The following is a 20,598-nucleotide window of genomic DNA, read 5'->3' as shown; positions in this document are numbered from 1 at the left end:
AGCGGTCACAGTGCAGCGCTGGCGTGGCTTGGAGGACATCCCCCAGAACTGGGGGCGCAGCGTCGTCACCATCGGCTCCTACGACGGTGTGCACCGCGGGCACCAGCTGATCATCGGGCGCGCCGTCGAGCGCGCCAGGGAACTCGGCGTCCCCTCGGTCGTGGTCACCTTCGACCCGCACCCCTCCGAGGTCGTGCGGCCCGGCAGCCACCCGCCGCTGCTCGCCCCGCACCACCGGCGCGCCGAGCTGATCGCGGAGCTGGGCGTGGACGCGGTGCTCGTGCTGCCGTTCACCGCCGAGTTCTCCCAGCTCTCCCCGGCGGACTTCATCGTGAAGGTGCTCGTCGACAAGTTGCACGCCCGGGCCGTCATCGAGGGCCCCAACTTCCGCTTCGGTCACCGGGCCGCCGGGAACGTCGCGTTCCTCGCCGAGCTCGGCGAGACGTACGACTACGAGGTCGAGGTCATCGACCTGTACGTCAGCGGTTCGGCCGGCGGCGGACAGCCCTTCTCCTCCACTCTCACCCGCCGGCTCGTCGGTGAGGGTGACATGGCCGGAGCGGCCGAGATCCTCGGCCGCCCGCACCGCGTCGAGGGCATCGTGGTCCGCGGCGCGCAGCGCGGCCGCGAGCTGGGCTTCCCGACGGCCAACGTCGAGACCCTGCCGCACACGGCGATCCCGGCGGACGGCGTCTACGCGGGCTGGCTGACAGCCGCGGGCGAGCGCATGCCGGCGGCGATCTCCGTCGGCACGAACCCGCAGTTCGACGGCACGGAGCGGACGGTCGAGGCGTACGCGATCGACCGCGAGGGCCTTGACCTGTACGGGCTGCACGTGGCCGTGGACTTCCTGGAGTACGTGCGCGGCATGCTCAAGTTCGACACCCTCGACGACCTGCTCCAGGCGATGGCGGCGGACGTGAAGCGGAGCCGCGAGCTGACGGAGACGTACGACCGGGAGCACCCGGCCGTCTGAGACCGGCGGCTCACCAGGTGACGAGGAGTTCCCTCGGACCGCGGATCAGCCCTTTCGACTGCCATACGACGTCCTCGGCGCGGCCCGCGAGCCGCAGCTCCGGATAGCGGCGCAGCAGCGTCGACAGCATCACCTCGGACTCCATGCGGGTGAGCATCGCGCCCATGCAGTGGTGGGGGCCGTGCCCGAAGGAGACGTGCCCGACGCCCTCGCGGTCGAAGTCGAGGGTGTGCGGGTCGTCGAAGGCCTCCGGGTCCCGGTTCGCCGCGAGGTAGGAGGCGTACACCGCCTCGCCCGCGCGGATCAGCACCCCGCCGACCTCGACGTCCTCCGTGGCGATCCGGGGCAGCCCCACGCCGTTCCGGTGCGGGATCCAGCGCAGCAGCTCGTCCACGGCCTGCGGGAGCAGCTCCGGCTCGGCGCGCAGCCGGGCCGTCAGCTCCGGGCGGGTGAGCAGGGTGTAGACCATGTTGGCGCTGTTGTTCCGGACCGCGTGGGCGCCGCTGATCAGGATCGCCATGGCCAGCGAGACGGCCTCGTCGACGGTGATGTGTCCCTCCGCGAGGGACTCCGCGAGCACCCCCGCCAGATCGTCGGAGGGCTCCGCGTGCCGCCGGTCGAGCAGCCGGGTGATGTAGGCGTGGATCTGGGCCTTGGCCGCGCGGCTGTTCTCGGGGCCGGGCCCGGAGGACAGGATGAGATCGGGCCAGGAGGCCAGCTCCGCCCGGTCCTCGTCCGGGATGCCGAGCAGATCGCACACCACCTCCATCGGCAGCGGGCCGTGCAGGTGCTTCATCAGGTCGGCCGGGGGGCCCGCCTCCTCCATCGCGTCCAGCAGCCGGTCGGTGCTCGCCTGCGCCAGCGGCTTGAGTCGTTTGGTGCTCTGGCCGGTGAAGGCCTTGGTCACGGCCTTGCGCAGCTGCGTGTGGTACGGCGGATCGGCGTAGTTGAGGGCCGCCTTCGAGGCCACCATGTGGCCGGTCATCTTGGTGACCTGGTGGTCGAGCAGGGCCGTCCGGCTGAAGCGCGGGTCGGAGGTCACCGCGCGGACGTCCTCGTACCGCGTCACGAGCCAGGCCTCGTTCTCCGCGGCGAACGGCAGCCGGATACGGGCCACGGGTTCCTTGTCGAGGAGCTCGACGAGCAGCGGGTCGAAGTCGAGGCCGGGGAGGTCCTCGACGGTCCAGGTGCGGGCGGGCCGCGGCGCGGCCGTGGGTTCGGGGGTCATGACGTGCGTGTTCCCGGCGGCGTACGGCCGCGACACGCCGAGCGTCGACAGCCGCCTGAACGGAGCACGCCCGTACGCCGAGCGGGTCACCCTCCGTGACCGGTCGGTCGCGCTCGCGGTTGCGGGCCGGCGATCACCGGGTGAGTGTGGGCGACAGTTCGCGCGAACGAGACGAAGGAGCGAGTGTCGTGGTGACCTTGTGCAAGCCCGCTGTGTCCGTGCCCGAGCACGTGATCACGATGGAGGAGACGCTCGAACTCGCTCGATCGCACCATGCCGGTCATCCCCAACTGCCCCTGGCGCTAAGGCTGATCGGCAACACCGGGGTGAATCAGCGGCATATCGTCCAGCCGATCGAGGAGACCCTGAAGCATCCCGGCTTCGAGGAGCGCAACATCCGGTACGAGGCCGAGGCGAAGGCCCGGGTGCCGGCGGTCGTCGAGGAGGCCCTGAAGAACGCGGCGCTGCGCCCGGCCGACATCGACATGATCGTCTACGTGTCGTGCACGGGCTTCATGATGCCCTCGCTGACCGCCTGGATGATCAACACCATGGGCTTCCCCAGCCACACCCGGCAGGTGCCCATCGCCCAGCTCGGCTGCGCGGCCGGCGGAGCCGCCGTCAACCGCGCGCACGACTTCTGCACGGCCTACCCCGAGGCCAACGTCCTCATCGTGGCCTGCGAGTTCTGCTCGCTCTGCTACCAGCCCACCGACCTCGGCGTCGGCTCGCTGCTCTCCAACGGCCTGTTCGGCGACGCCGTCGCCGCCGCCGTCGTCCGCGGCCAGGGCGGCACCGGCATCGCCCTGGAGCGCAACAACTCCTACCTCGTGCCCGACACCGAGGACTGGATCGCCTACAGCGTCCGCGCCACCGGCTTCCACTTCCTGCTGGACAAGCGGGTGCCCACCACCATGGAACCGCTGGCCCCGGCGCTCCGCGAGACCGCGGGAGCGCACGGCTGGGACGCCGGAGACCTCGACTTCTACATCATCCACGCGGGCGGCCCGCGCATCCTCGACGACCTCAGCCGCTTCCTCGAAGTGCCCCCGGAGGCCTTCCGGTTCAGCCGCGCCACCCTCACCGAGTACGGGAACATCGCGAGCGCCGTCGTCCTGGACGCCGTCCGTCGGCTCTTCGAGGAGGGCGGCCAGCCGGAGGGCGCGCGCGGCATGCTCGCCGGCTTCGGGCCCGGCATCACCGCCGAGATGTGCCTCGGCCGCTGGGTGAACTCCGCGCCCGCCCTCGACCCGGGCATCGGCACCCGCCGCATCGTGGGCTACGCGCCGCCGCTCGCGCCGGCCCGCACCATCGCCTGACCCCGCGTCCACCCCCGTTCGCAGCAGAGGAGAGCCGTATGTCCGCCACGCCACCCTCCCGCCACAGGACCCGCCGCAGGAACCGCCGAGGAGCCCTGCGCGGTCCCGCCGCGCTCACCGCGCTGCTTGCCGGAGCGGCCGCCGCCTCGCTCGCCGGCGCACCCGCCCAGGCGTCCGCCCCGCAGGCGGTCCGGGTGCCGATGCACCAGTGCTGGGTCAACGACGTCGCGGCGCCCCCAGGCGACCTCGTCAGCGGCACGAGCGGCGACGACCACATCTTCTGCGACAGCGACCTGGAGAACGTCACCGTGTGGGGCGGCGGAGGGAACGACATGATCGAGGTGCGCGGCCTCGTCATCGACTCGGCCGTCATGGGCGGCGAGGGCGACGACGTCATCCGCGCCAAGCACCTCGTCCCCCAGAACGCCTCCAGCATGGTCCGCGGCAACCGTGGCAACGACGTCATCAAGGTCGCCACCGTCTCCGGCGACGGCGCCGCGCACGGCGCCGTCGTCCACGGCGACGACGGCGACGACAAGATCACCACCGGCTCGGTCACCGGCGCGCCCGGCAAGTTCAACCGCGGCGGCGGCATCGTCACCGGCAACGACGGCGCCGACACGATCAAGGTCGGCACGATCGACTTCTCCGGCCGCGTCCTCGGCGGCAGCGAGGCCGACACCATCGAGGCGGAGGCCCTCGGCCCCGAGTCCGGCGGACTCATCCAGTCCGGGCCCGGCGACGACACGATCAGCGGACCCGGCGGCGCGGTTCTCGTCGTCGGCGAACACTGGGGGACCGTGGACGCTGGCGTCGGTAAGGACACCTGCACGGTGAAGTCGGTCTCCACCCGGACCTCGATCAGCGCCTGCGAGATCCTGCCGAAGGCGGCACCCGCCGCCGGCATGGAGAAGCCGACGACGCCGTCGGTCAGGCCGGACGCGCCGACGGGTACGCAGGTCAAGCCGGACGCCCCGGCGGGCGCCCAGGTCAAGCCGGATGCCCCTACGGGTACGCAGGTCGAGCCCGATGCCCCGGAGGGCAAGCCGGCGAAGCCCGCCGTGCCGTAGCCCCGCGCCGATCCGTCCCCCCCCGTGCCGAGCCCGCCGCCTCCTGAGGGCGCGGGCTCGGCCCGTCGTCTCCCGAGGGCGCGGGCTCGGCCCGTCGTCTCCCGAGGGCGCGGGCTCGGCCCGTCGTCTCCCGAGGTCGCGGGCTCGGCCCGTCGTCTCCCGAGGCCGCGGGCTCTGCAGCCCGTCGGGATCCTCAGGCCCCCCGGCCCAGGGCCCGCGGCTCAGGCCCCGGCCCAGAGCGCCCGGCCCAGGCCCCCTGGCTCATGCCCCGGGCTCAGCCGCCCTCCCCCCCGGAGGCCGCGAGCTCAGCCCGTAGGCTCCCTCGCCGCCCAGTGGCACGCCACCGCCCGCGCCCCGCCGCCGTCGAGGACCGGCAGGCCCTCGCCCCGGCAGCGGTCCGCGACCTCGGCCGCCCGGCCCGAGGCGAGGACCTGGCAGCGGGCGTGGAAGCGGCAGCCGGACGGGATGCGCGACGGGTCCGGCGGCTCCCCGGTCAGCACCACCGGAGCGCCCCCGGACTCGGGCAGCACCGACAAGAGCGCCTGCGTGTACGGGTGTTGCGGTGCCGTCAGGACGGACTCCACCGGGCCCGTCTCCACGATCCGGCCCAGGTACATCACCGCCACCCGGTCCGCGATGTTCCACGCGAGCCCCAGGTCGTGCGTCACCACCAGGGCCGAGAGCCCGAGTTCGTCGCGCAGGCGCAGCAGCAGTGCCAGGATCTCGCCCCGGACGGACGCGTCGAGCGATGCCACCGGCTCGTCCGCGACGATCAGTTCGGGTTCCAGGACGAGCGCGCCCGCGATGACCACGCGCTGCCGCTGACCGCCGGACAGCTCGTGCGGATAGCGCAGGAAGAAGCGCTCCGGCGGCCGGAGCCCGGCCCGCGAGAGGGCACTGGCGACCGCCGCGCGCTCGTCCCCCGCGTACCCGTGGATCCGCAGCCCCTCGGCCACGGCGTCGTACACCGTGTGCCGGGGGTTCAGCGAGCCGCTCGGGTCCTGGAGGACCAGCTGGGCCCGCTTCCGGTAGGCCTTGAGGGCGCCGGAGGAGTACGCGAGGGGTCTCCCGTCGAAGGAGACCGTGCCCGACGTCGGCCGCACGAGGCCCAGGAGCGAGCGGGCCAGCGTCGTCTTGCCGCACCCCGACTCGCCGACGAGCGCGACGATCTCGCCCGCGCCGATGTCCAGGTCCACCCCGTCGACCGCGCGGGCGGACGGGGCGCCCCGCCGCCCGGGGAAGACGACGTGCAGCCCGCTCGCCGCGAGCAGCGGGCCCGTCGGGGCCTCCGCGCCCGGGACGGCACTCACGGCGGTACTCATGACGTGCTCCCCACGTGTACGCAGGCGGCCCGGCGTCCCGCGCCCGCCACCCGCAGCTCCTGGTCCTCCGCCGCGCAGGCGTCCACCGCGACAGGGCAGCGCGGATGGAACGCGCAGCCGGCCGGCAGGTCCGCCGGATCCGGCGGGTCGCCCGGCAGGCCGCGCGGCGCCCGCCGGGACGCGAGGTCCCCGATCCGGGGGAACGCCGAGGACAGCGCCCGCCCGTACGGATGCTCGGCGGCCTCGTACACCGCCCGTGCCGGGCCCTCCTCGACGACCCGCCCCGCGTACATCACGGCCAGCCGGTCGCAGGTGTCGGCGAGCACGGCCAGGTCGTGGCTGATCATCAGGAGGCTGATGGACTGCTCGGCGACGAGGCCCTCGATCAGCCGCAGGATCTGCGCCTGGATCATCACGTCGAGCGCGGTCGTCGGCTCGTCCGCGACGATCAGGCGCGGGTCGCAGGCGAGCGCCATCGCGATCATCACACGCTGCCGCTGACCGCCCGACAGCTCGTGCGGATAGGCGGCCGCCCGGGCGGCGGGCAGCCCGACGTGTTCGAGCAGCTCGCCCACGCGTCTGCGGGCCGCCGCCGGGGTCGACCTGCCATGCACGAGCAACGGCTCGGCGATCTGGTCCCCGATCCGGTGCACCGCGTTGAGCGAGTGCATCGCGCCCTGGAAGACGATCGACGCGCCCGCCCAGCGCACGGCCCGCAGCCGCCCCCACGACATCGCGAGGACGTCCTCGCCGTCGAGGAGGACCTCGCCCTCGATCCGCGCCGAGGCCGGCAGCAGCCGCAGCAGCGCCAGCGCGAGCGTCGACTTGCCGCAGCCCGACTCGCCCGCCACCCCCAGCTTGCTCCCCGCCTCCAGGGTCAGGTCGACCCCGCGTACGGCGGGCACGGCCGTGGGCCCCGACCCGTACGTCACCCGCAGGTCCTTGATCTCCAGCAGGCTCAACGCCCCGCCCCCAGCTTCGGGTTGAGTACGGATTCGACGGTCCGGCCGCACAGCGTGAACGCCAGCGCGACCAGCGCGATCGCGATGCCGGGCGGGGCCAGGTACCACCAGTGCCCGGAGGAGACCGCGCCCGCCTCCCGGGCGTCCTGGAGCATCCCGCCCCAGGAGACGACCGTCGGGTCGCCGAGCCCGAGGAAGGCCAGCGTCGCCTCGGTGAGGATGGCCGTCGAGATGCCGAGCGTCGTCTGCGCGAGCACCAGGGGCATGACGTTCGGCAGGACGTGCCTGCTCATGACATGCCCGTGGCCGCCGCCGAGCGCGGTCGCCCGCTCGATGTACGGGCGGGACTCGACCGCGATCGTCTGCGCCCGCACGAGGCGGGCCGTCGTCGGCCAGGAGGTCACACCGATCGCCAGGACCACCGTCCACATCGACCGGGACATGACGGTGGCGAGCACGATCGCGAGGACCAGGGTCGGCATCACCAGGAACCAGTCGGTGATCCGCATGACGACCGTCGAGATCCAGCCGCCGTAGTGCCCGGCGAGGATCCCCACCAGGGTGCCGATGGCGACCGAGAGGGCCGCCGCGAGCAGCCCCACGAGCAGCGAGATCCGGGCGCCCCAGATCAGCAGCCCGAGCAGCGAGCGCCCGAACTGGTCGGTGCCGAGCGGGAACTCGGCGCTCGGTGGTTCCAGGGCCGTACCCGGCGCCTCGGTCACCGACTGGACGTCCGCGCCGACGGTCAGCGGGGCGGTGAGCGCGAGCAGCGCGATGAGGGCGAGCCCGGCGAGGCCGTAGAGACCGGCGCGGTGGGTGCGGTACGTCTTCCAGAAGCGGGCCACCGAGGCCCGGCGCCGCTCCCGGGCCAGCGACGAAGCGGTCGGGTTCACGGAGGTCATCGGCCCACCCGGGGATCGAGCAGCGGATAGAGCAGGTCGGCGATCAGGTTCATCAGGATCATCGCCCCGGCGAAGACCACGAACAGGCCCTGGACGAGCGGCAGGTCGGGCACGCTGAGCGCCTGGTAGAAGAGCCCGCCGAGCCCCGGCCAGGAGAACACCGTCTCCACCAGGATCGAACCGGCCGCCACATGGCCCAGGTTGATGAAGATCATGGTCACGGTCGGGAGCAGCGCGTTCGGCACGGCGTGCCGGCGCCGCACGACGTCGTCCCGCAGCCCCTTCGCCCGCGCCGTCGTCAGATAGTCGCCGCCCATCTCGTCGAGGAGCGAGGAACGCATCACGAGCAGCGTCTGCGCGTAGCCGACGGCCACGAGCGTGACGACGGGCAGGACCAGGTGGTGGGCGACGTCGAGGACGTACCCGAAGCCGGTCTCGCCGGTCCCCGACTCCATGCCGCCCGTCGGGAAGAGCCCCGGGATCGGCCCGATGCCGACCGAGAACACGATGATGAGCAGCAGGCCGAGCCAGAACGACGGCACCGACCACAGGGTCAGCGCGATGCCGGTGTTCAGCTTGTCGCCGAGCCCGCCGTGGCGCCAGGCCGAGCGGGTGCCGAGCCAGAGCCCGAGCGCCGAGTAGATCACCACGGCGACCCCGGTGAGCAGCAGCGTCGCGGGGAGCTTCTCCGCGATCAGCTCCCCGACGGGGGCCCGGAACTGGAACGAGGTGCCGAGATCACCGCTCAGCGCCTTGGCGCAGTAATCGGTGAACTGCTGCCAGAGCGGCAGATCGAGCCCGAACTGACGGCGCAGTGTGGCGAGTTGCTCGGCCGTGGTGGGCACGCCGTGGGTCATCGCCTTCACCGGGTCACCGGGGATGATCCGGAAGAGGAAGAAGCTGGTGACCAGCACGGCGAGGAGCGAGACGAGCGCGCCGCCCAGCTTCCCCGCCGCGTGGCGGAGATAGCCGAGGGAGGAACCGGTGCGGGGTGCGCCGTCCGTGGCGCGGGCCTTCTCGGCCCGCGCCACGTCGGCGGCGGTGCTTGCCGTCGTCACCCGGACTACTCGCGGTCGTCGGCGGTGGTGCGACGGCGCCGGGCGGCCCAGACGCCCACGCCGGCGAGGACGATCACGGCGGCGCCGACCCCGACGATCACCCCGGTGGACGAGCCGCCGTCCCCGTCGCCGGAGCCGGACGCCGAGGCGGAGGCGGTGGGCACGGCCGACCACCAGCTCCAGTAGCCGTCCTGCCCCCACAGGTTGCCGGCGGCCTCCGGCATGGTCGTGATGGACTTGATCTGGTCCGTGCGGTACGCCTCCAGGGCGTTCGGGTAGGCCATGATGTTCATGTACCCCGTGTCGTACAGCCGGGACTGCATCCGCTTGACCAGATCCGCCCGCTTGGCGGCGTCGTACTCCACCGCCTGCTGCGCGTAGAGCGCGTCGAACTCCTTGTCGCAGATGAAGTTGTCGGTGGCGCCGGAGTCCTTCGGCGTGGCCGGGAGCGTGCCGCAGGTGTGGATCGACAGGACGTAGTCCGGGTCCGGGTTGACCGACCAGCCGTCGAAGGCCAGGTCGTAGTCGCCCTTGACCCACGGGTCGGAGACGCTGTCCAGGCACTCGACCTTCAGCCCGATGCCGAGCTTGCCCCACCATTCCTGGAGGTACTTGCCGATCGCCTTGTCGTTCGGGTCGGTGGCGTGACACAGGATGCGGAAGTCCAGCGCCTTGCCGTCCTTGCCGACCCGCTTGCCGTCGGCGTTCTTCCGGTACCCGGCGGCGTCGAGCACCTTCGAAGCCTCGGCCGGGTCGTAGGCCCGCTTCTGCGCGGCCTCCGGCTTCCAGAAGTACGAGCCGAAGCGCGGCGGGATGTAGCCCTCGCCCTCGACGGCGTGGCCCTGGAAGACCTTGTCGACGATGGTCGTCCGGTCGACCGCGAGGAAGAGCGCCTTGCGCACCGCCGGGTCGAGCAGCGCCTTGTGGCCGTTGCCGAAGGTCTTGCCGTCCTGCGAGCGGGCGCCCGGGTTGGTGGCGATGGCGAAGAAGCGCCGGCCGGGGGCGTCGTTCACCTTGATGTTCTTCTGGGTCTTCAGCGCCGCCGCCTGGGCGGGCGTCAGATTCGGTACGAAGGACACCTCGCCCTTCTGGAGCGCGGCGACGGCGGCGTCACCGTCCTTGTAGTACTTGAACACCAGCTCGTCGAACTTGGGTGCGCCCCGCCAGAAGGTCTTGTTCGGCTTGAGCTTGATGTACTGGTCGACCTTGAAGTCGGTGATGACGAAAGGCCCGTTGCCCACGATCGGGAACTGCTGGTCGTTGTTGAACTTCGAGAAGTCGCCGACCTTCTCCCAGACGTGCTTCGGCACGATCGGCACGTCGAGCGCCGTCATCGTCGCCTGCGGCTTCTTGAGCTCGATGACGAGCGTCTGCGGGTCGGTGGCGGTGACCTTCTTGAAGTTGGACGTGAAGCTGCCGTTCGCGGTGGCGGCGTTCGGGTCCGTCATCATCTTGTTGAAGGTCCAGGCCGCGTCCTCGGCGGTGGCCGGCTTCCCGTCGGACCACGTCGAGTCCTTGCGGATCGTGTACGTCCACGTCAGCTTGTCCGCCGAGGGCGCCCACGCGGTCGCCAGGCCCGGGACCGTCCGGGCGTCCTTGGCGTCGTAGTTGGTGAGGTACTCGTACGCCAGCCGGTGGATGCTGGTCGAGGTGAGCTTCTGCGCGAGGAACGGGCTCAGCGAGTCGATGCTCTGGGAGATGGCGACCGTGAGGGTGGTGCCGCCGCTCTTCGGGTCGGCGGTGGCCTGGGCGACGGGGGCGGCCGGGGCCGCCTGTGAGGCCTGCGCGGCCTGCGGGACGGCCGTGAGCGCGGTGGCGGCGACGCCCGTGGCGAGAAACAGCCGGAGGAGTCTTCGGGGGACGGCCGGACGGGACGGGACCTTCGTGACCATGACCATAGGACGTGACCTCGTGTCGTGGATCTTGGGGGCGCCAACTGGTGAAGCGAAGGTCTACCAGCGGCGGCCGACCGCGTCAACGATGCCTCAAACCCCTTGTGGACTGCGGGAATGCCAAGAGGCTCCGTAACGGACGACCGATACGGAGCCTCATTGGTCTAAGCCTGTGACGCCTTACTGCTGAGGGGCTGGCGGAGCCCCCTGCGGGTCGGCCTGCGGGGGCAGCGGCTGACCGGGCTGAGGCTGCGACGGATCCTGCGCCGGCTGCTGCTGCCAGGCCTGCGGCACACCCGGCTGACCGGGCTGACCCGGCTGTCCGGGCTGACCCGGCTGTCCGGGCTGCTGGGGATAGGGCTGCGGCGCCTGCGCCGGGTACGGCTGACCGGGAGCCGGCTGCCCCGGGGCGTACTGCTCGGGCGCGTACTGGCCCGGCATCGGCTGACCCGGCTGGGGGTACGCCTGCGAGGGGTACGGCTGCTGCGGCTGCGCCGGGTACGGCTGCCCGGGCTGCGGCGCGTACGGCTGACCCGGAGCGGGCTGCCCGGGCGCGTACTGACCGGGCAGGGGCTGCCCCGGACCGCCCTGACCCGGCATCGGCTGCCCGGGCGCGGCCTGCTCCGGCGCGTACTGACCGGGCATCGGCTGTCCGGGCATCGGCTGTCCGGGCATCGGCTGTCCGGAACCGTACGGCTCGGGCATCGGCTGCCCCGCCCCGTACTGCCCGGCCCCGAACTGCCCAGCGCCGTACTGCCCCGCCCCGTACTGCTCGGGCGTTCCCTGGCCCGGCATCGGCGGTGCCATGTGCGGAGGCAGCGCGCCCTGGCCGTCGCCGGTCCACAGCCCCTGCGCCTGCTGCGCGCGGACGAAGTCCTCGGCCACCATCGCCGACAGGTGGAAGTACGCCTCACGGGTCTTCGGCCGCATCATGTCGAGGTCCACCTCGGCGCCGGCCGACAGGTGCTCGTCGAAGGGCACGACCACGACACCGCGGCAGCGGGTCTGGAAGTGCTGCACGATGTCCTCGACCTTGATCATCTTGCCGGTCTCGCGCACCCCGGAGATGACCGTGATGGAGCGCTGCACCAGGTCCGCGTAACCGTGCGCGGAGAGCCAGTCCAGCGTCGTCGACGCGCTGGACGCTCCGTCCACGGAGGGCGTGGAGATGATGATCAGCTGATCGGCCAGGTCGAGGACCCCGCGCATGGCGCTGTACAGCAGACCCGTACCCGAGTCCGTGAGGATGATCGGGTACTGCTTGCCGAGGACGTCGATCGCGCGCCGGTAGTCCTCGTCGTTGAAGGTCGTCGAGACGGCCGGGTCGACGTCGTTGGCGAGGATCTCCAGACCGGAGGGCGCCTGCGAGGTGAACCGGCGGATGTCCATGTACGAGTTCAGGTACGGGATCGCCTGCACCAGGTCGCGGATGGTCGCCCCGGTCTCGCGCCGCACACGGCGGCCGAGCGTGCCGGCGTCCGGGTTGGCGTCGATCGCCAGGATCTTGTCCTGCCGCTCCGTCGCCAGCGTCGCCCCGAGCGCGGTCGTCGTCGTGGTCTTGCCGACACCGCCCTTGAGCGAGATGACCGCGATCCGGTAGCAGGAGAGCACGGGAGTCCGGATCAGCTCCAGCTTCCGCTGCCGCTCCGCCTCCTCCTTCTTGCCGCCGAGCTTGAAGCGGGCCGCGTTGCCGGGGTTGCGACTCGACTTCGGCTTCTGCTTGTTGTTCCGCAGGAGCCGGTCGGAGGACAGCTCGACGGCCGCGTTGTACCCGAGCGGAGCACCGGGCACGGACCGCTCGCGCTGATCGTGCGTCACCGGCGAGGGCCAGGCGGCCCCGGTCCGCGGGTCGATGGGCGGCTGCTCCTGCGGCGGAACCGCACCGGGGTGCGGGTAGCCGTACCCCGGTGCCGCACCGCCGGTCTGCGCCTGCGGCGGCACACCACCGGGACCGCCGGGCTGCTGTCCCCCTGGGCCCTGCGGCCCGGGAGGTGCCCCCAGCGGGTAGCCGTAACCGCCCTGCGGCGGCTGCGGGGGAGTACCGGGGTGCGGGAAGCCGTATCCGCCCTGCGGGGCCTGCGGGGGCACGGCGCCGGACTGCGGATATCCGTACGCGCCAGGAGCCTGAGGTGCCGAGGGAGCCTGCGGCGGTACGGGGTTCTGCGGCGGTACGGGGGCGGGCGCGGCGGCTCCGGGCGCGGCGGGCCCTGCCGGGGCGGGCCAGGCAGCGGTGGGCGGCAGCGGCGCGGCCTGGGGCGCCGGCTGGGCACCCGGGGCCGGCTGCGCGGGCCACTGCTGAGCGGGCCACTGCTGAGCGGGCGCGGGCGCGGCCGGCTGGAACGACGGCGGCAGCGGCGGCAGTCCGGCCCCGCCCTGCGGCGCCGCGGGCGGATAGGCGCCGGGAGCCGGTGCGGCCGGCGGCGCGGCGCCGGGGAAGGCGCCCGGGGCGGCGTCGGCCTGGGGCGCGGCACCCGGGTACGGACCCGGAGCCGCAGGGGGGAAGTCCGGCTGCGCGGCGGCGACCCCGGAGTCCTGGGCCGGTGCGACGACGACGTCGTGCTCCGTACCGCCGTCCGTGTCCGTGTCGACGACGGGATCGGCGTCCGTGTCGGTGCCCACGCCGGTGTCACTCTCGGCCTCGGCGCCGGCCTCGGTGCCCGCCTCGGTGCCGGCCTCGGTGTCCGCCGCGGGGGCCGACGGAGCGTCCGTCGTCCCACCGTCGGCATCGGACGCGCTTGTTACCACGTCGCCCGGGTTCGAGGCGTCCACCGCCGCACCGGCGGAGGCATCGCCCTCGACGGCCGCCGGCGCCTCGGCGCCGGCCGTGCCGTCCGCGCCGGAAGTCTCCCCGCCGGCGGCCTCCTCCCGCGCGGCCTTCGCCGCGGCCGAGCGCTCGGCCATCTCGCGCTTGAGCGAGCCGGGCGAGAAGCGCACGGTCGCGCCGCTCTCCACGTCGCCGCCCCCGAACGGCTCGCCGCCCCCGGCGCTCGCCGCCGTGGGCGTCTCGGGCGCGGGTGCGGGCGCGGGAATCGGCAGGGGCGCGGGCACCGGCACCTGCGGAGGCGTCGGTGCGGAGGAAGCCTGCACCTCAGGCACAGGGACGGGCAAGGGCGCCACAGGAGCCGCGGGGACCACAGGAGCCACAGGAGCAGCCGGCACCGCAGGAGTCACAGGCGCCGTAGGGGCAACCGGTGCCACAGGACCGCCAGGCGCCGCCGGAGCCACAGGGTTCACCGGAGCCATCGGCGACATCGGTGCCACCGGCGGGCCCGGCTGCTGCGCAGCCCAGCCGGGCTCGAAGCCGCTTCCCGCCGGGAGGCCGGGCACCGCGACCGGCGCCCCGCTCGGCGGCGGGGGAGTGGCACCGCCCGCCGCCGCACCGCCCGACGCGTTCTGCGTGTACCAGGCGGGCGGGGTGTAGTCGATGGTGAACTCACCCGTCATCTCGGCGGGATCCGCGTCGGACTGATCGTCGGCGGGCGGATTCCAACCCCCGTGGATCTCGTCGCGATCGCCGTTCACTTTGCCTCCTGGTGTGGTCGAGCACCCTTGTGCCGTTGTGGGCGGGGCTCTTCCAGCCTAAACGGCGCGGCATCCCGCGGGCAGGCCCGGCAGCCGCTCCGCGAGCACCACGCCGACCGGGTCAAGCCCCCAAGTGACCCGGCCACACCGCAGAGTGAGAACCCCGACCGTTCAAAACGATGCAAAAACGGACGTACTTGAACGACTTCGTGCCGCTCAGTCCATTCTGCGCGCGCCGCCCAACAATCCGGTCTCGGCGTCCGTCGCCTGAGTCATCACGAACTGCCGGTCGCCCTGGGTGCACCACAGGGTCACCCCGTCCGCGAGCGTCGACAGCGCCTCGTACTCGTGGCGCGGGAGGCTCATGATGCGGCCGATCTGCGCGGCCTCGTCCGGAGAGACCCGCTGGACGCCGACCAGCGAGGACTTCTCCAGGAGGCGGGGCGCGACCGGGCTCAGATACGGGAGCAGCGTCACGACCGACTGCCAGGGCGCCGACACGACACGGCCGCGCGGCGGCCGCATGCCGCAGTCGCGCACCACGACCACGGGGCTGCCCGCCGACGCGCCCTGCGGCGGCACCCGCCCCACGTCGTGCAGCGAGATGCACGGCTGCCCGCCGCCCGCCGCCTGCGCGAGCGCGGTCCACGCCTGCGCGCGGCCGGTCTCGACGGCGACCCGCGCGCCCGTGGCGGCCGCGCGCAGCGCGAGCACCTGAGCGGTCCACAGGCCGCCGATGAGCGTGACGTCGTACGGCACGGGCCGGTTGATGCCGAGCACGGCGGGCCGGCTCTCGGCGTCCACGCCGATCACCACACCGTCGTCACCGACGGGCAGGGCCAGCGCGTCGAGCTGGTCAAGGGGGACGGAGTGCCGGTCGCGGCGCGGCCCGACGAGCCCGAAGCCGAACCGGGGCCGCGCGTCCCGCCCCGTACGCCCGGAGGCGCGGGACGCGCGGGAGTCACGGCGAGCGGACGAAAGGCCGGACGGGGCGCCGGAACCCGGCGGCGTACCGAAAGGAGAGGCGTGGGACATCAGCGCGCACCCCCCAGCGGCAGCGTCGCGAGCATGCCGGGACCCTGTTCCCGGTCGAGCCGCACCAGGCCCGTCCGCACCCCGCGCGCCGCGCGCTCCAGTTCGTGCCGCGCGGCGACCAGTTCCTCGTCGCTGCGCCCGGTGATCCGTACGTGTCCGGTCACCGTCACCTCCTGCCGGTCCCCGCCGCTCAGCGTCAGGCTGAACGTCGTCGCGAGCGCGGGCAGCGAGGTCAGCAGGGCCACGAGCTGCGGCATCGAGGCGCCCGCGCTGCCGCCGGGACCGCCCAACTGGGGCCAGCGCCCCACCCAGTACGTCGTGTGCCGGCGGTCGTCGACCCGCCATGTCCGCGCGGTCTCCTGCGTCCGCCGGGTCTGCGCCTGCCCGCGGCCCGCCTGCGCGATCGCCATCGGGCTTGCGCAGGTGGAGGTCGCGATCGCCGAGGTCAGCTCCTGCTCGGTCAGCACGCTCGCGCGGAAACCGGCACCGGCCAGCCGGCTCGCCAGCTGGTCCGCCGCCCGCACCACGCACTTCTGCGCGCCCGTCATGCCGCCGCCGCGCGCGGCGACCGCCTCCGGGCACAGCTCGGGGTCGAGCTTGAGCGCGATCCAGGTGATCCGCAGCGCGGGCGAACCCGTCTGCGCCTGGAGCGGCCCGTAGTTGCGCGCGGCCATCGACTGCGCCGGCAGGTGCGGCGCCGGAGCGGGCTGCGTGTGCTGGACGATCTGCGCCGACTCCAGCCGGATGCCGTCCACGCTCAGGACGTCCCGCACGAGCCCGACGGGCAGCGGCCGCGCCCCGCGGTCCGGCCGCAGCGCCGTGCCGTCCGACTCGACCCGCAGCACGGCGGTCAGGAAGGTGCCGTCACCGATCATCCCGACCGGCCGCCGGTCACGGTCGCTGTACGCGTACGTCCGCAGCGCCGGGTCGCACTCGACGACCGGAGCGAGCCCCGGCTCCGTGCCCTCGGGCACCACGAAGGAAGCGGCCTTGCGCGACCGGGCGCGCAGCGCGAGGAAGGTGCCGAGCCACTCGGGCAGCGACCGCCGGTGCCGGCGTACGAGCGCCAGCAGGACGAGCACGACGGCCACGACACCCGCGGGCACCAGCATCAGCCGGTCCACGACCCAGGCGACGGCGAGCAGGGCCGCCGCCACCTCTATCAGTACGAGTTGTTGCAATCGGAACGAACCGAAGTGTCCGGGACGTGCCTGAAGCCTCGGTGAGACCGAGGAAACGGATCCCGTGGAAGGGGGTGTGGAAGCGGTGGCCGCGCCGGGCCGCGTCCGCGTGGCGGAAGCCATGATGGAGAATCCCCCTCAATTCGTCCCGATCGCCCTGGCCCGCCAGGGCTTTGGCGGCCGGATCACCCTACCCGCCCCACGAACACCACGGGACAGCAGGCATAGTAGGGGGCCGGTCCGACAGCCGGGGCCCGGGTGCCACTTCCCCCGGACCTCGCGCGAAGACTGCGCCTGACGAGAATGGGGACTCATGGCATCGCGCCGGGACGAGCTGAACGCGTACACCTTTGCGAAGAAGCGCACGGTGGCGGCATTCCTCCAACCCTCGCCCTCCGGTACGGAGGAGGGGGCGCCGAGGCCGCTGCGCGCGATCGTCCCCGGCCTCATCGTCGCCGCTCTGGTCATCGCGGGTTTCGGTGCCTGGGGCATGTTCAGTCCGCAGGCCCCCAAGAACTGGGACGTCCCCGGCACCCGGGTCATCGTCGGCAAGCAGTCGACGACCCGGTACGTCGTGCTCGAGACCGGCAAGGGCAAGGACGCGAAGACGCTGCTCCACCCCGTCCTCAACCTCGCCTCCGCCCGTCTCCTGCTCAACCCCGACCAGTTCCAGGTCGTGCAGGTCAGTGACAAGACGCTCGACGAGGGCAAGCAGCGCGGCCCGATCCTCGGCATCCCCTACGCCCCCGACCGGCTGCCCGCCGCGGACGACGCGGGCAAGGAGAAGCGCTGGGCCGTCTGCGAGCAGCCCGGCGGCGGCAAGGGCGCCAGCGTCCAGAAGGCGACCTTCCTCTTCGCCCAGCGCGACCTCGCGCGCACCGAGGACGCCAACAAGCTCGACGACGGCGAGATCCTGTACGTCAAGGGCCAGAAGGACTCGGCCCAGTTCCTCGTCGACCACACCGGTACCAAGTACCCGGTGCGGGCCGACCGCCCCGGACTGATCACCGCCCTCGTCGGCCTCGGCAAGCAGCCGCAGCCCGTCACCGACGACTGGCTCGCCACCCTGAAGACCGGCGACGCGATCGACTTCCCCCGCCTCGAAGGCAAGGCGGGCGCCTCCGCCGACATCCCCGGCAACACCCTCACCGGAGCCGAGAACCGGGTCGGCATGGTGCTCCTCGCCCAGACCGGCTCCGGCCCCCAGAACTACGTCGTGCTGCCCGGCCGGGTCCAGCCCGTCTCCGCGTTCACCGCCTGGCTCCTCATCAACTCCCCGGAGACCGGCGTCCTCGACATGGACGGCAAGCGCACCACGGTCGACGCCTCCTCCTTCGTTCCGGACCCGAAGGTCTTCAACGGCGACGCGCGCTGGCCGCAGAAGCAGTCCGTCCAGGTCAACGCCGCCACCGGCGAGGGCGCCCGCGACACCGTCTGCAGCGTCCTCACCGACGTCGACGAGAAGGGCGAGACCACCCTCACCACCTGGGCCGGCACCAAGTACCCCGCCGAGATCACGGCCGGCGGCACCAGCACGTACGTCACGCCGGGCAGCGGACTGCTCTACATGCAGGTCCAGGGCCAGGGCCAGCAGAAGACGCCCTACGGCTCGCTCTTCCTCGTCACCGACACCGGACTGCGCTACGCCGTGCAGGCCAACGGCGACAGCGACGCCGCCCGCTCCGAGATCGGCACCGGGGACCAGGAGAAGCAGACCGACGGACGCCCGGAACCCTCCGAGGCCCAGAAGCGTCTGGGCTACGAGAAGGTCATGCCGGTCCTCGTCCCGATCGAATGGTCGGAGTTCCTGTCGAAGGGCCCACGACTCGACACCAACAGCGCGCGTCAGCCGCAGGGTTCCTAGGGGGTGGCACCGGTGACGACGACGTACCGCACGGCGGCCGCCCTGCTCACCGCGGCCACGCTGACGGGCCTGCTCGCGGCGCCCGCGGCGGCGGCCTCCTCGGTGACGGAGGCCGCGACCGAGTCCGCGGCCCCGCCCCGCCCCGAGCGCTGGGCGCTCGACGGCAGCGGCGAGTGCACGTTCCCCATGAAGAAGCAGATCGAGGGCACCCCCTGGCCGCTCCAGCGGGTCCTCCTCGACGAGCTCTGGCAGCACACCAAGGGCAAGGGCGTCCGGGTCGCCGTCATCGACACCGGCGTCGACGACATCAACCCGCAGCTGCGCACCGCCGTCGACGCCAAGGCGGGCAAGGACTTCCTCAAGCCGGACCCGAAGAACCCCGGCTTCGGCGACGAGAAGCGCGGCAAGACCGACGGCACCGTCGACGAGGTCGGCCACGGCACCAAGGTCGCCGGCATCATCGCGGCCCGCCCTCGCAAGGGCACCGGCTTCGTCGGCCTCGCGCCCGAGGCGACGATCATCCCGATCCGGCAGAACGACGAGAAGAACAGCGGCAAGTCCGACACGATGGCCCTGGCGATCGACTGGGCCGTCGCCAAGGGCGCGAACGTCATCAACATCTCGCAGGACACCACCCAGGCCCTCGACGCGGACTCGCCGATGGCCGTCTCGATCGCCAAGGCCATCGAGAAGAAGATCGTCGTCGTCGCCTCCGCCGGAAACGACGGCATGGACGGCAAGCTCAAGACGACCTTCCCGGCGGCCTTCCCCGGGGTCCTCGCCGTCGCCTCGTCCGACCGGAACAACGAACGGGCCGTGTTCTCCCAGTCCGGCACCTTCGTGGGCGTAGCGGCCCCCGGCGTCGACATCGTCTCCACGGTCCCCGGCGGCGGCCAGTGCGTCGACAACGGCACGAGCTTCTCCGCCCCGTACGTCGCCGGTGTCGCCGCCCTGCTCAAGGCCAGGTACCCCGAGTGGACCGCGGCCCAGATCGTCACCCGGATCGAGCAGACCGCCGTCCGCTCCGTCAACGGCCGGGACAACTACGTAGGTTGGGGGGTCGTCGACCCGGTGCGGGCGCTCGCCGACGCGCCGCCGGGGACGCCGCCCTCCACGCCCGTGCCCGACCCGGGCCCGCCCAAGCCGCCGGCGCCCGAGGCGGCCCGTCTGGCGCTGTCGGAGACGCCCCAAGAGCGCTCCGAACGGCTCGCCACCTATGCGTTGGGGATCGGCGGTGTCCTGGTGGCCGTGGTCGCCGGAAGCGCCGTCGTGATCCGCGACAGCCGCCGCAGGAGGGGGGTTCGGTGAACCTCGTAACGGTCAAGTATCCGGTGCCTCCTTTGCAGTTGGAACTGCCGCCGCCAATGACTAAAGTGACCGCGGGGGGCACGGCAGTGCGAACCCCGCACGGGGGCGGCATCAGAAGATTCCCGTCCGCATCACAACCGGAAGGCCCGACGGCCCGGCCGTCGAAGCCACCGAAGGAAGAAGGGGCAAGATGTCGAAAGACCTGAACGTAACCAGTGCCGAACAGACTCGGCTCGCAGGCCGGATCCAGGACTTCTCCGACGAGCTCCAGTCCCGCATCACCTCCCTCAACGGCGTGGTCGACCGCGTCCAGGCGGGCTGGCAGGGCGCTGCGAGCAAGGAGTACGACCGGGTCCAGAACGACCTGAACCTGCGTCTGCGCAGCATGCGCAACGAGCTCAGCAAGCTCGAGGAAATGATGCGCATGAGCGCCGACGGCTTCTCGCGCGAGGAGGAGGACCGTCTGCGGTCCTTCCGCACGATGGACGCCAGCGGCGGCGCGGGCGCCGGCGGCGGCAACCAGAGCGCCATCCTCGGCGTCTGAGCCACCGGCTCGACCAGTCCTCCGCGCCACTCTCACTTCAGGAGTCATCACCATGACCACTGCGGTCAATTACGACACCGTGACGCAGGCGGCGGCCGACACCCGGCTGACCTCCAGCACCCTCACCCAGAAGCTCGACGACCTCATGGCCGAGGTCAACCGCGTCGCCAACAACTGGGAGGGTGAGGCCAAGATCGCGTACCGCGAGACCCAGGACCGCCTGACCCGCGACATGGCCGGCATGAACCAGGACCTGGCGCGCATCGCCCAGCTCCTCGACGAGTCGGTCGCCGGCTACCAGGACACGGACAAGGGCAACGCCGCCCGCTTCCGTATGTGACATCCCGCGGACGCGGGGGGGGGGGGGGGGCCGGGCCCCCGGGGCCCCCCCCCCCCCCCCCCCCCCCCGGCCGCA

General features: G+C 72.7%; 16 protein-coding genes. 7 read left to right on the top strand and 9 right to left on the bottom strand.

Going from position 1 to position 20,598, the window contains the following annotated elements; genetic code table 11:
* Positions 1-10: 10 nt before the first annotated feature.
* The gene (locus tag ACWFR1_RS19625) at positions 11-976 is read left to right on the top strand and encodes a bifunctional riboflavin kinase/FAD synthetase (protein WP_453552775.1); all 966 of its coding nucleotides are present in this window, start codon (positions 11-13) and stop codon (positions 974-976) included.
* 10 nt (positions 977-986) lie between these two features.
* Here ACWFR1_RS19625 and ACWFR1_RS19620 read toward each other — a convergent pair whose 3' ends face one another.
* On the bottom strand, positions 987-2,204 hold the full coding sequence (locus ACWFR1_RS19620; RefSeq protein ID WP_453552773.1) for a cytochrome P450: 1,218 nt from the start codon (positions 2,202-2,204) through the stop codon (positions 987-989).
* 188 nt (positions 2,205-2,392) lie between these two features.
* Between ACWFR1_RS19620 and ACWFR1_RS19615 the strand changes: the two genes are divergently transcribed.
* The gene (locus ACWFR1_RS19615; RefSeq protein WP_453552771.1) at positions 2,393-3,523 is read left to right on the top strand and encodes a type III polyketide synthase; all 1,131 of its coding nucleotides are present in this window, start codon (positions 2,393-2,395) and stop codon (positions 3,521-3,523) included.
* A 38-nt stretch (positions 3,524-3,561) separates the two neighbouring features.
* Positions 3,562-4,593, top strand: a complete 1,032-nt coding sequence (locus tag ACWFR1_RS19610) for a hypothetical protein (protein WP_453552769.1) — start codon at positions 3,562-3,564, stop codon at positions 4,591-4,593.
* 305 nt (positions 4,594-4,898) lie between these two features.
* On the opposite strand, the gene ACWFR1_RS19605 is transcribed toward ACWFR1_RS19610, so the two are convergent.
* The 8 genes from ACWFR1_RS19605 to eccE all read right to left on the bottom strand — a co-directional run bounded on the left by ACWFR1_RS19605 (position 4,899) and on the right by eccE (position 16,590).
* The gene (locus ACWFR1_RS19605) at positions 4,899-5,915 is read right to left on the bottom strand and encodes an ABC transporter ATP-binding protein (RefSeq protein WP_453552768.1); all 1,017 of its coding nucleotides are present in this window, start codon (positions 5,913-5,915) and stop codon (positions 4,899-4,901) included.
* A complete protein-coding gene (locus ACWFR1_RS19600) occupies positions 5,912-6,877 on the bottom strand; it encodes an ABC transporter ATP-binding protein (RefSeq protein WP_453552766.1) in 966 nt (321 codons plus the stop codon). The genes ACWFR1_RS19605 and ACWFR1_RS19600 overlap by 4 nt, the downstream gene beginning before the upstream one ends.
* On the bottom strand, positions 6,874-7,779 hold the full coding sequence (locus tag ACWFR1_RS19595; protein ID WP_453552764.1) for an ABC transporter permease: 906 nt from the start codon (positions 7,777-7,779) through the stop codon (positions 6,874-6,876). Before ACWFR1_RS19595 ends, ACWFR1_RS19600 begins: the two co-directional genes overlap by 4 nt.
* Complete coding sequence (locus ACWFR1_RS19590) at positions 7,776-8,837, bottom strand: ABC transporter permease (protein ID WP_453552762.1); 1,062 nt, start codon at positions 8,835-8,837, stop codon at positions 7,776-7,778. Before ACWFR1_RS19590 ends, ACWFR1_RS19595 begins: the two co-directional genes overlap by 4 nt.
* 5 nt (positions 8,838-8,842) lie before the next feature.
* On the bottom strand, positions 8,843-10,729 hold the full coding sequence (locus tag ACWFR1_RS19585; protein ID WP_453552760.1) for an ABC transporter substrate-binding protein: 1,887 nt from the start codon (positions 10,727-10,729) through the stop codon (positions 8,843-8,845).
* Positions 10,730-10,909: 180 nt separating this feature from the next.
* Positions 10,910-14,251, bottom strand: a complete 3,342-nt coding sequence (locus ACWFR1_RS19580; protein ID WP_453552758.1) for an SCO5717 family growth-regulating ATPase — start codon at positions 14,249-14,251, stop codon at positions 10,910-10,912.
* A gap of 216 nt (positions 14,252-14,467) precedes the next feature.
* On the bottom strand, positions 14,468-15,286 hold the full coding sequence (locus tag ACWFR1_RS19575) for a hypothetical protein (RefSeq protein ID WP_453552756.1): 819 nt from the start codon (positions 15,284-15,286) through the stop codon (positions 14,468-14,470).
* Complete coding sequence (eccE, locus tag ACWFR1_RS19570) at positions 15,286-16,590, bottom strand: type VII secretion protein EccE (protein ID WP_453552754.1); 1,305 nt, start codon at positions 16,588-16,590, stop codon at positions 15,286-15,288. Before eccE ends, ACWFR1_RS19575 begins: the two co-directional genes overlap by 1 nt.
* Before the next feature lie 190 nt (positions 16,591-16,780).
* On the opposite strand from eccE, the gene eccB reads away from it, so the two are divergent.
* The 4 genes from eccB (at position 16,781) to ACWFR1_RS19550 (ending at position 20,523) form a co-directional block, all read left to right on the top strand.
* Positions 16,781-18,331, top strand: coding sequence for a type VII secretion protein EccB (gene eccB, locus ACWFR1_RS19565; RefSeq protein WP_453552752.1), 1,551 nt, complete (start codon positions 16,781-16,783; stop codon positions 18,329-18,331).
* A gap of 12 nt (positions 18,332-18,343) precedes the next feature.
* The gene (mycP, locus tag ACWFR1_RS19560) at positions 18,344-19,639 is read left to right on the top strand and encodes a type VII secretion-associated serine protease mycosin (RefSeq protein WP_453552750.1); all 1,296 of its coding nucleotides are present in this window, start codon (positions 18,344-18,346) and stop codon (positions 19,637-19,639) included.
* Between the two features lie 190 nt (positions 19,640-19,829).
* Positions 19,830-20,183, top strand: a complete 354-nt coding sequence (locus ACWFR1_RS19555; RefSeq protein WP_453552749.1) for a WXG100 family type VII secretion target — start codon at positions 19,830-19,832, stop codon at positions 20,181-20,183.
* A gap of 52 nt (positions 20,184-20,235) precedes the next feature.
* Positions 20,236-20,523 (top strand): WXG100 family type VII secretion target, encoded by a 288-nt coding sequence (locus ACWFR1_RS19550; protein WP_453552747.1) that lies wholly within the window; start codon positions 20,236-20,238, stop codon positions 20,521-20,523.
* Positions 20,524-20,598: the final 75 nt, after the last annotated feature.

The organism is Streptomyces sp. NPDC055103 (assembly GCF_053607625.1).
This window is presented reverse-complemented; position numbering and strand designations above follow the sequence as displayed.

Excerpts from the sequence above, each read along its gene's own strand:
- ACWFR1_RS19585 (WP_453552760.1), bottom strand. The coding sequence starts at position 10,729 with ATGGTCACGAAGGTCCCGTCCCGTCCGGCCGTCCCCCGAAGACTCCTC.
- ACWFR1_RS19575 (WP_453552756.1), bottom strand. The coding sequence starts at position 15,286 with ATGTCCCACGCCTCTCCTTTCGGTACGCCGCCGGGTTCCGGCGCCCCG.
- ACWFR1_RS19555 (WP_453552749.1), top strand. The coding sequence starts at position 19,830 with ATGTCGAAAGACCTGAACGTAACCAGTGCCGAACAGACTCGGCTCGCA.
- eccB (WP_453552752.1), top strand. The coding sequence starts at position 16,781 with ATGGCATCGCGCCGGGACGAGCTGAACGCGTACACCTTTGCGAAGAAG.
- ACWFR1_RS19605 (WP_453552768.1), bottom strand. The coding sequence starts at position 5,915 with ATGAGTACCGCCGTGAGTGCCGTCCCGGGCGCGGAGGCCCCGACGGGC.
- ACWFR1_RS19550 (WP_453552747.1), top strand. The coding sequence starts at position 20,236 with ATGACCACTGCGGTCAATTACGACACCGTGACGCAGGCGGCGGCCGAC.
- ACWFR1_RS19620 (WP_453552773.1), bottom strand. The coding sequence starts at position 2,204 with ATGACCCCCGAACCCACGGCCGCGCCGCGGCCCGCCCGCACCTGGACC.
- eccE (WP_453552754.1), bottom strand. The coding sequence starts at position 16,590 with ATGGCTTCCGCCACGCGGACGCGGCCCGGCGCGGCCACCGCTTCCACA.
- ACWFR1_RS19595 (WP_453552764.1), bottom strand. The coding sequence starts at position 7,779 with ATGACCTCCGTGAACCCGACCGCTTCGTCGCTGGCCCGGGAGCGGCGC.
- ACWFR1_RS19610 (WP_453552769.1), top strand. The coding sequence starts at position 3,562 with ATGTCCGCCACGCCACCCTCCCGCCACAGGACCCGCCGCAGGAACCGC.